This is a genomic window from Victivallis sp., assembly GCF_048170485.1.
GTDB lineage: Bacteria > Verrucomicrobiota > Lentisphaeria > Victivallales > Victivallaceae > Victivallis.
On the sequence record NZ_DBEXAY010000038.1, the window covers coordinates 1 to 8,794 of the forward strand.

Genomic DNA, 8,794 nt, shown 5'->3' on the forward strand with positions numbered 1-8,794 from the left:
AGAAACGCCGGTTGTGCTGTAGAAAACTCTGCGGAAATTGTTTTCGCTCATGCCACATTCCCTAGCAAGTTCCTCCACGGTAAGTTTTGAGGAAAAGTTGCGGCTGATTAGAATCAGCGCTTTCTGTATTCGCTCCGGGGCAATCGGCCGGTAGGGAGCAGGAGCCAGCAATAATTGCTCCTTCTGCATAAACTGGACAAACATGGCTTCCAGACGCCTTGCCAGTAAAAACCCCCATGCCCGGCAATCTTCGAGATCTTCGCGGTTACGGTACAATTGGAGCAGTAATTCGCGAATCTCGCCTCCTCCTCGAATCAGATTCACATACCGGCATGTCGTCATCTGCTCCAGGAATTTCCAATTGTTTTTCAAGGGAAACGGAGCAAGCAGCAATGAAAAATTGAAATATGCCCAGAGCCACTTGGAATTTCCGAAACCTTCACTCCTTGAATAGTGCAGAATTCCCGGGGAAATGACATACACGTCACCGGAGGAAACGTTTTGAATTCCCTCCGATGGAATGCTGAAAATGCCGTTTCCCTCCAGACATAATGCCAATTCAAAGCAGTTATGCCAATGCAGATAGACGATTTCATCCGACGGCAGAGAGTCCCCAATTGCCAGACGAATCGGAGCTTCCTTCGTCAGGTTGAATGCCAGAAGTTGAGAGAGATGTTTCGGCTGATGCGGCATATTTCCCTGTCCCCGGCCCGAACGCCATACCTTTGTTTCATCTGCAAAACCTTTTTTACCTTATCCCCACTTCACGGAGTTTGCAAGTTTTCATCCAAATACATTTCCCCCACGGCCGCGGGAATGAGAGTGAAGAGTCTGGCGGTGGAAGAGGAACAAGCAGGAAAGATTCGACTTTACAGCGGTAGACGCACGCTTTTGCCGGCATGAACTCCCTGCGGCAAAGTTACTTCAATCCGTCGCGACCCCAGACTGAACAGGAGCGTTTTCCGCTCCTGTGTCGGGTCGGCGACGAAAAACACACCATCCCGGATCAGGACGGCGGCAGGCTGAAACGCTTCCAGAGTTCCGAGGCCGGGCAGTTCCACTTTGCCGGGCGTGTAGAAGAGCGCGGCTCCCGATTTCCCGGCAGGGTCGAACACGGCATGGCATCCCGCGTCTCCCGGCAGGCGACTCAGCTTCGCACTGTCGCCGACCGGCGCGATCTGAAAACAATATTCCGCATTACGGGGCTGGATTCCATGATCCAGATAGATCGTCAGAACTCCCCCCTCAACCGGCCGCTGATTCTTGTAGGAAGGCTGAATCTCCGTCCAGTCAGCGCGCCGGTTTGCAATCTCGATCACCAGCGATGTCGGGACCGGGAACCGGTATTCCAGTTCATCATGCCGGATCTGCATCACATTTTTCAAACGCCGTTCACCCGGCTCCGTCAAGGTAAGTTTCCCGCCATCGGCAGCGGTCACCTCCACCGGAGTCCGATACCAGCGGGAATCGACGGTCGTATTCACCGGGAAATCAGCGGTCGCAGTGATCGCACTTCCGACCAGAACAATGTTCTGCCCCAATGCAATCGCACTTTTACGGGCGGAAATTCCATCCGTTTCCAGTCCGAACATGACGGCACCGTCATGGCCGTCGGACACTCCGCCGACCTGACCGGAGCGATTGTAATAATATTTATCCGGAGAACGCAGGCTGGAAGCATCCTGCAACGCGGTCAAGCCCGGCAGACGTCGCCAGTTCCACAGCGGCATGATCTTCAAATACTCATCCCCCTTCCGCAGCAGCTGGAACACGCCCCCCGCTGAATGACGCCCCAGTTCGTTTTCGAAATTGGTGCTTTCGCTGCCGATCACCCGCCGGGAACACATCTTTACGGAAAAATAGAAATTCTCCCGCCGGTGAACCATGAAATCACTGCGGAAGAAATAACGATTGCCGGCAAACTTCCCGGTATCGGTGAAGAATCCGGCAATCCGCTCCTTCGTTTTCTCATCCGGCACGTCAAATAGCCGGAGCATCGCGCGGCGGACGCCGGCGGCCTTTTCCGTCTGCGCCGGCCCGACGATCTGCCGTCCGCAGGCGTTGAAGTCGAAGAGATCGCGGAACACCACCCAGCGCATGCCGTTTTCGAAGTAATCAGCGAGCAGTCGACGCTTCTCCAGCGGGAAAGCGAAGCGGGTTCCCTTCATCACACCAGACCAGAGTGAACCGGTCATCAAAAACGCCAGTCCGTAATTGCCGAACTGCATCTGCGCATAGTGCTGGTGGAAACTGAAATCCGCCTGCAGCCCTTCGTGTTTCGGTCTGGCGAATGCGATCTCCTCCAGAATGACCGCCCTCCCCTCCTCCACCATCTTCGCATCACGGTAGATCACCCCTTTCAGAAAGTGGATCGTCGCCAGATGAAGTCGATTCTGCGCAGTCATGCCGATTTTTGATCGGTCGAGGATCGGACGGAATTTGCGAAGCGTTTCGGCAGGAAGAGCATCGCCCATGGTGAGAATCGTCTGCGTCGACATCAGCGGAATCCCGATCGACTGATACCACCAGTTATGGTTGGTATAGCCCTTTTCCGCCCAGTTCTCAATTCCTCGAATCACACCGTCAAGCACTCGCTTGTCTCCCGCCAGCCCGGTCCGGCTGAACCGCCAGGAGCGGGCAAGAGCGTTGAGTGCATGCCAGTGACGCCGCAGATCCCAGCGTCCGCCGTCGTCATCAGCATAATCGACATCGGTGAAGGTTCCATCCGGGCGTTGCCGGGCGAGGGTCTTCCGCGCAACGGCATCATCAGCCGCCGTACTGCCGGATACGGTCAACGCGACAAACTGATCGCGAAGCCGTGTAAAATCATCTCCGGAGAGCGGCAGAAAAATCAGCAGAACAGCAGCCTGAAACAGAATTCTCATCTTAATTTTTCCTAGAAGTTGTAACGGTGATAACGCTTGTTGGCGTCAATGTTTCGAAATGGATCGGAGTCGAACGGGCGCTCCAGGTTGGCAACTCGATAGGGCGCGACATGACCATCGAGATGCAGAATCATCACGCTGCTGTTATGACGGGCAGCCAGATTGCCGTAACCGCCGTTCGTGATATCGACGTTATTCTGCCAGCGAAAATAGCCGTACTCCTTGTCGCTGAGGCCGGTGCTGTTTCGCTGCCAGACGTCGGCAAGCAGAAATTTAATCGATGGATTCCGGATCCTGCCGCTTTTGGTGGAACTCTGCCAGCCGCTGTTTCCGGTGTAAAGCAGACTGTTGACGCCGTAATGCGGACGCATGGTCCACCAGCCGCCGGTACTCTCCGTTGTGGCATTTAGATCGTAGCTTCCCTTCATCTCCGGACAGTAAAACAGGCGGTTGTGCGCATACAATCCACTGGTCAATCCGACGATGGACGACGTCCTCCCCATCAACAACCGTGGCCAGTATGGTGCGGAACCTGAGGTCTCCCCGTTGGAGACCGGCGGCAGATAATCCTGATAGTCTCCTAGGTACAGTTGCATCCCGAGTCCGAGCTCCTTGAGATTGTTCCGGCATGTGGTGGCGTGTGCCCTCCCCCGCGCCTGATTCAACGCCGGCAGCAGCAGGGCGGCCAGAATTGCGATGATCGCAATAACAATCAGAAGCTCAATTAAAGTAAATGAACTGCTCCGACATTCTCTTTCCCGGTAATTGACAAAATCTAACTCCATGGGTTCTCCTTTTTCTAAACGGTTGATCGATCTCATTTCACAGGAATTGCCGCACAGCTGCACCGGTCGACGAATTCAAAATTCCGTCCTCTTCTCTTCGCCGGTTCCCGCTGTTCCAGCCGGTCTAACAGTGTTTCAGAACCTTCCAGTGTCAGCGCGGCGAAATCCACACGGAACGCCGAAGGAGGCTCCGGAAGCGCCAGCATCTTTGCATCCTCGTCAATGCTGACGACGGAGAGATCGCGCGGAATCTCCAACTTCAGTTCCGCCGCAATCGCATAAAAATCCTCCGCAAATCCGCATGACCCCAGAATCACCGCCCCGGGACGTGCCGGGCCGGAAAGCAGTTCGCGAATGTATGCCGCCGATTCAGTGCCGACCGTTTTCTGCCAGTCGGGATTCAGCGGCAGCCGGTATTTCCACATCGCCCGCTGGAATCCTTCCGCCCGGCCGCGGTAGGCGGTCTCGTTGTCCCCGGGCAGCAGCAGGGCAATATCCCGATGGCCGAGCTTCGCCAGATACTCCACCGCCGCGTCAAGGACCTCGACATTGGAGTAACCGAAGCTGATGTCTGCCAGCTCCGGCAGAATCGAACTCAATGCAACCACCGGGAACTCCCGCCGCACCAGTTTGCGAATCGCCGGAACAAACTCCGCCAGCGGACTGTAAATCAGCACCCCGTCGAGCCGGTATTCCGCAATGGTCTGCTCGTATTCGCCGGGCAGACGCGAAAGCGCAAGCAAATCGGCGTTATGATCTCCCCAGAACTGGAACAGCGTCTCCAGCATCGTCCCGATCAGATTCGCCCCCGGCTGGATCCGCTGATGGTTGAAGAATCCGATCCGCCGATGCCGTGTCCGGCTGCCGGCAAGTTCGCTCACGTAGGTCCCGGAACCGACCCGGCGCTCAATCAATCCGCGGTTCATCAGCTCGTTCATCGCGCTATTGACCGTAATCACCGAAACCCCGAGCTGTCGCGCCAGCAATCGCTCGCTCGGAATCCGGGTGGATGCCGCCAGCTCTCCGTCACGAATCAACGTCTCCAGCCGCGCGGCAAGCTGCCGGTATTTCGGCACGCCTTCCGCATTCAGTTCCATCCGGTTGAGTTCCACGTCGACACTCTCCTTTTCGCTATTAATTATAGCGGATACAAAGAAAAATGTCAATAGCACATAATCATTTTTTCAAAAAATAATTGCATATGCGCATTTCATAAATTGCACATATGCAACCAGCTGTGACAGCAGAACTTTTTCAATGGGTAAGCAGCAGATCCTTCATCCGCTTCGACTGCTCCTCGATGGATTCGACCATGCGGAGCTGATTGCGGCAACGCTCCAGGTTGTGCTCGGGACGCTTCACCTTGAAGTAGACATCCCCTTCCAGATAGTCAGTCAGAAACCGGATGGCGATTTCGAAGGTGATGAGCTTGCCGGAAAACGGCAGATTCTCCCGCTCCGCCTCGGTGAGAAAACTCCCGGCACTGCTGAGGAATCCACGGTAGAGCGCCTCGTACATCTCAAACCGCATGCCGACTTTGGCCAGATCGACCTCGTCCTCTTCGGCCGGACTGGTTCCCGCCCGGACCATATCCCCGAAGTCGTAGAGGGAAAGGCCGGGCATGACCGTGTCGAGATCGATCACGCAGATGCCGTCGCCGGTGAGGTCGTCGATCAGGATGTTGTTGACCTTGGTGTCGTTGTGGGTGATCCGCTCAGGAATGGCCCCTTCGGCCTGCAGCTGAAGAAGCCGCTTCGTCTCATCCGCCCGCTTCATAATGAAGTCGATTTCGCGCCGCACCCGCCGTTCCCGGCCGACCGGATCGCGCCGAATCGCCTGCCGGAGCGCCTCCAGCCGCTTCGGCGTGTTGTGAAAATCCGGAATGGTCTCGTGAAGCCGCGGCCCCGGCAGATCCACCAGGTTGCACTGGAAGTCGCCGAACGCCTGCGCCACTTTGAACGCCTGCTCCGGCGTTTCCAGCACGTCGTACGCACGGGCGTTTTCGACAAAGATGTAGGCACGCCACACCTCACCTCGCTCATCGGTCACGCAGGGCTGATTGGCGAAGGTGCGCAGCAGCCGGATCGTCCGTTTGCGGGTTTCGGCCTTGCCGGCGTGGATCTTCGCCAGCAGATGGCGGGTGACCCGGTCCATGTTCTCCATCACCTGCTCCGGCTTGCGGAACACATTCCGGTTGATCCTTTGAAGGACGTAATGCAACCGCACCCCCCCCTGATCGAAGGTGAGTTGAAAGGTGTCGTTGACATGGCCGCCGCCGAAGGGAACCGCAACCAGAAAATCGCCGTAGAGTGCGAATTTCGAACAGATGCGCCGGAAATCATCCTGCGTGTACATCAATGAACGTTCCTCCCTCGGTCAGGCGAAGAGTTTTTCCGGATAAGCGCCCCGGGCGACCAGATCGCGCAGAGCCGCCTGTACGAACGGCTTATCCTCGCGGTAGGTGATGCCGAACCAACTGTCGAGACTGTGCAGCACCCGGATCTCCGCCCGGCCGGAACGGATCAGCGAATCCACCGCCGCCGGCAGATAGAGTTCGCTCTTGAGCTCCTGCCCGTGCCCCTGGAGAAATTCAGTGAACAGGCCGCCAAGCTCGTTCATCAGACCGGGCTGGAATCCCCAGGAATTCATCGAAACCGGTTCCTGCCCGGTGAATTCGACTTCGGAACCATCCTCCTGCACGCTGATGATCTTCCCGTCGCGGCGGAAGATTTTCGTGTGCTCCACCACTTTGGCCAGGTTCCCCTTCTCGTCGACAGAACAGATGCCGCGCGAAACCGAACCGTTTTCGCTCAGCGTGTTGGCCAGCACAAAAGCGGCGATGCAGCCGGTAAGTTTGCCGTTCTGCGGCGCGTTCCGCAGATAGTCCGCCAGCTTCCGGTAGCTGTCGGCACCGTAGAAGTCGTCGGCGTTGATCACGGCGAACGGACCGTCGATGTTGTTGCGCGCGGCGTAGACCGCCTGCCCGGTTCCCCACGGCTTGGCGCGCCCTTCCGGCACCCGGAACCCCGCCGGCAGATCGTCCGCGCTCTGGAACGCATAGTCCACCTCAATCCGGTCCGCATAACGGTTGCCGACCGCCTCGCGGAACGCCTGCTCGATGTCGCGACGGATGACGAAAACCACCCGGTCGAATCCCGCCCGCATGGCGTCGTACACCGAATAATCCATCACCGTCTCTCCGGAAGGACCGAGCTGATCGAGCTGCTTCAACCCGCCGTAACGGCTGCCCATGCCCGCCGCCAGAACCATCAAGGTAAGTTTCATTCTCATCTCTCCTGCATCTGCATTTGCATGCCGGTCCGCGAAACCATTCTTCTTTCCGGACCGGCGTATTGTTCATTCCGCCTTAAGATATACTCATTCGCCCTGCAAATCAACCTTTTCCCCCACTGGTTCCGCAGTTTTGCATAAAAATCCATGATTCATGCGGATAACTTCATTGGGGAGAACCCGCTTCCGCACTATATTGAAGAAAACTGAAACCAACAGGGAGACTGTTTCCATGACAATTCTGATTACCAACTGCCGCCTGGTCACGCCGGGCCTCGAACTTGAATCCGCATCCATCCTTGTGGAGAACGACCGGATCCGTGCCGTTCTGCCCGCCGGAGCGGCACTGCCCGCCGCCGACAGAATCATCGACGCCGCCGGCCTGACCGCGGTGCCCGGTTTCGTCGACGTCCACTGCCACGGCCGCAACAATGCCGACTTCAGCGACGGTTCCGTCGAAGGGGTCAACCGCATCGGCCGCGGCAAACTCGAAGAGGGGGTCACCACACTGCTGCCGACTACGCTGACGCTGCCGGAACAGGACCTTGCCGCCTCGCTCCGCTCCATCGCCGCCTACGACGGCAAGGGGTGCCGGATGCCGGGCGTCCATCTGGAAGGCCCGTTCATCAACCCGAAGTGCACCGGGGCGCAGAATCCGGCCTTCGTTCGCAATCCGGACATCGAAGAGGTGAAGCGCCTCAACGCGATCTATCCGGTCCGCAAGGTGTCGTTCGCAATCGAACAGCCCGGCGGAGTGGAGCTCGCCGCCGGACTGCTCCGGCTCGGCATCACCCCCTCCTGTGTCCACAGCGCCGCGAACTATGCACAATTCCGCGCCGGGTACACCGCCGGGCTGTGCAATCTCTCGCACTTCTGCAACCAGATGACGCCGCTCCACCATCGCGACATCGGGCTGGTCGGTGCGGGGCTGCTGCTCGACGAGGTCCGGCTGGAACTCATCTGCGACAAGCTCCACGTCTCGCCGGAGATGATCGCCCTCGCCTTCAAAGTAAAGGGAGCGGAACGGATCCTGCTCATTTCGGACGCCATGCGCGCCTCCGGCATGCCCGACGGCGAATACACCCTCGGCGGCCTGCCGGTGATCGTCCGCGACGGAGCGGCCCGCCTGAAGAAGGGCGGAGCGCTGGCCGGCAGCACCCTGCGGCTGAACCACGCGCTGCACAATGTTGCGGAAGTGACCCAAAAGCCGCTGCACGAAGTGGTCGCCGCCTCCTCGCTGACCGCGGCGGAATCGGTCGGTCTTTCCGGAATCGGACGACTGACGCCGGGATATCTCGCGGACATTGTGCTGCTCGACGCCGATTTCGAGGTGGTCCACACCTTCGTCGGCGGCGAACTGCGTTACAGCCGTAACTAACGCCTCTTTCGCTCAACAGCATTTGCGGACTTGCGCCTTTGATAAGACGCAAGTCCGCATTTTTTCAATAGAAAAAAGAGTTCAGGGAGAAAAAAAGCGGTTCTTCGACGGTTTTTGACAGAAGTGAACGTATTTTGAGAAAAACGCCGCGATGAAATGGAAAAAGGCCGACATCGCCCTTATTGTTTCTTGAGCAAAACAGCAATAAGGAGGTTGCGATGTCGGTTAATCTTTACTATACACAGCGGATACGTGGATTTCAACAACATTCAGTCAAATATACACCGTCAAGCGTCTGTTTTACGCTACGACGTACGAAGTTCCGGTGTAAGAGATGCGGCAGTTCAGATTTGACGGTTACGCCGCTCTCTCTCCGTCGTGTTCATGGCGAACCGATGGGCAGCTGCCGCGAGGTTGTATTTGAATTCACCACGCACCGGCTGTATTGCCCCAAC

General features: G+C 57.3%; 7 protein-coding genes. 1 reads left to right on the top strand and 6 read right to left on the bottom strand.

Going from position 1 to position 8,794, the window contains the following annotated elements; genetic code table 11:
* The 6 genes from ACMLHG_RS01860 to ACMLHG_RS01885 form a co-directional block, all read right to left on the bottom strand.
* The coding region (locus ACMLHG_RS01860) for an AraC family transcriptional regulator (protein WP_417169359.1) at positions 1–693 on the bottom strand (693 nt) is incomplete at its 3' end.
* A gap of 176 nt (positions 694–869) precedes the next feature.
* A complete protein-coding gene (locus ACMLHG_RS01865; RefSeq protein ID WP_417169360.1) occupies positions 870–2,885 on the bottom strand; it encodes a polysaccharide lyase family 8 super-sandwich domain-containing protein in 2,016 nt (671 codons plus the stop codon).
* An 11-nt stretch (positions 2,886–2,896) separates the two neighbouring features.
* The gene (locus ACMLHG_RS01870) at positions 2,897–3,670 is read right to left on the bottom strand and encodes a prepilin-type N-terminal cleavage/methylation domain-containing protein (RefSeq protein ID WP_417169361.1); all 774 of its coding nucleotides are present in this window, start codon (positions 3,668–3,670) and stop codon (positions 2,897–2,899) included.
* Positions 3,671–3,702: 32 nt separating this feature from the next.
* Complete coding sequence (locus ACMLHG_RS01875; RefSeq protein WP_417169362.1) at positions 3,703–4,782, bottom strand: substrate-binding domain-containing protein; 1,080 nt, start codon at positions 4,780–4,782, stop codon at positions 3,703–3,705.
* 142 nt (positions 4,783–4,924) lie between these two features.
* Positions 4,925–6,025, bottom strand: a complete 1,101-nt coding sequence (locus ACMLHG_RS01880; RefSeq protein ID WP_417169363.1) for a phosphotransferase enzyme family protein — start codon at positions 6,023–6,025, stop codon at positions 4,925–4,927.
* A 21-nt stretch (positions 6,026–6,046) separates the two neighbouring features.
* A complete protein-coding gene (locus ACMLHG_RS01885) occupies positions 6,047–6,955 on the bottom strand; it encodes a nucleotidyltransferase family protein (protein ID WP_417169364.1) in 909 nt (302 codons plus the stop codon).
* Between the two features lie 238 nt (positions 6,956–7,193).
* On the opposite strand from ACMLHG_RS01885, the gene nagA reads away from it, so the two are divergent.
* Positions 7,194–8,339, top strand: coding sequence for an N-acetylglucosamine-6-phosphate deacetylase (gene nagA / locus ACMLHG_RS01890; RefSeq protein ID WP_417169365.1), 1,146 nt, complete (start codon positions 7,194–7,196; stop codon positions 8,337–8,339).
* Positions 8,340–8,794: the final 455 nt, after the last annotated feature.

Excerpts from the sequence above, each read along its gene's own strand:
- ACMLHG_RS01870 (WP_417169361.1), bottom strand. The coding sequence starts at position 3,670 with ATGGAGTTAGATTTTGTCAATTACCGGGAAAGAGAATGTCGGAGCAGT.
- nagA (WP_417169365.1), top strand. The coding sequence starts at position 7,194 with ATGACAATTCTGATTACCAACTGCCGCCTGGTCACGCCGGGCCTCGAA.
- ACMLHG_RS01885 (WP_417169364.1), bottom strand. The coding sequence starts at position 6,955 with ATGAAACTTACCTTGATGGTTCTGGCGGCGGGCATGGGCAGCCGTTAC.
- ACMLHG_RS01865 (WP_417169360.1), bottom strand. The coding sequence starts at position 2,885 with ATGAGAATTCTGTTTCAGGCTGCTGTTCTGCTGATTTTTCTGCCGCTC.
- ACMLHG_RS01880 (WP_417169363.1), bottom strand. The coding sequence starts at position 6,025 with ATGTACACGCAGGATGATTTCCGGCGCATCTGTTCGAAATTCGCACTC.